This window comes from Clostridium chromiireducens (assembly GCF_002029255.1).
In the GTDB taxonomy this organism is placed as follows: Bacteria; Bacillota; Clostridia; order Clostridiales; family Clostridiaceae; genus Clostridium; species Clostridium chromiireducens.
Genome location: NZ_MZGT01000177.1, coordinates 1 through 1,032 on the forward strand (window position 1 = coordinate 1; position 1,032 = coordinate 1,032).

General features: G+C 36.2%; 1 protein-coding gene. It reads right to left on the reverse strand.

Annotated features, from left to right (window positions below; translation table 11 throughout):
• Window positions 1–1,032, reverse strand: a 1,032-nt coding sequence (locus CLCHR_RS24230) for a transketolase family protein (protein ID WP_479723267.1), incomplete at both ends; no start/stop codon positions are given.

Genomic DNA, 1,032 nt, shown 5'->3' on the forward strand with positions numbered 1-1,032 from the left:
TACTTCTAAGTGCTGCTAATTGTTCTATTGGTTGGTGAGTTGGACCATCTTCTCCTACACCAATACTGTCATGTGTTAATACATAAGCTATTGGAAGATTCATAAGAGCTGATAATCTCATAGCACCTTTCATGTAATCACTGAATACAAAGAATGTTGCACAGAATACTTTAAGTCCACCGTGAGCATACATTGCATTGGCTATAGCTGCCATAGCATGTTCTCTAACTCCAAAGTGAAGATTTTGTCCACTTCTGTCTTCTGCTGAGAAATCTCCTTTTCCGGCCATGTAAGTTTTATTTGAAGGAGCAAGGTCAGCTGATCCTCCAATAAAGTTTGGAATAAGTGCAGCTAATCTGTTTATCATTATTCCTGAAGAATCTCTTGTAGCCATTTCTTTGTCAAAGCTCCAAAGTTCTTCATTATTTAATAATGCTTCTTTATCAATTTCACCGCTCATCCATTTAGTATATTCTGATGCTAATTCTGGATAAGATTTTTCATAGCTACTAAACAATTCATTCCAAGCTGCTTCTTTAGCTCCACCTTTTTCAATGTGTTCATTCATATTTATATACACTTCGTCTGGTACATAGAAAGCAGGTTCTGTCTTCCATCCTAAGTTTTCTTTCATTGCAATTACGTTTTCAGCACCTAGCGGCTCACCATGAGCTGAAGCTTTTCCTTGTTTTGCAGGACATCCAAAACCAATTTGGTTTTTAACTATTATAATAGATGGTTTTGTAGTTTCTGCTTTAGCTGCTTCTATTGCAGCTTCTATTGCATCTATATCATTTCCGTCTGCTATATTTAATACTTGCCATCCATAAGCTTCGTATCTTCTTCCTACATCTTCTCTAAATGCTATATCTGTATGTCCTTCAATTGAAATGTTATTTGAATCATATAATACAACTAACTTACCAAGACCTAAAGTTCCAGCAAGGGATGATGCTTCTCCTGAAATACCTTCCATAAGACATCCATCTCCAACTATAGCATATGTATAGTGGTCAACTACGCTGTAATCTG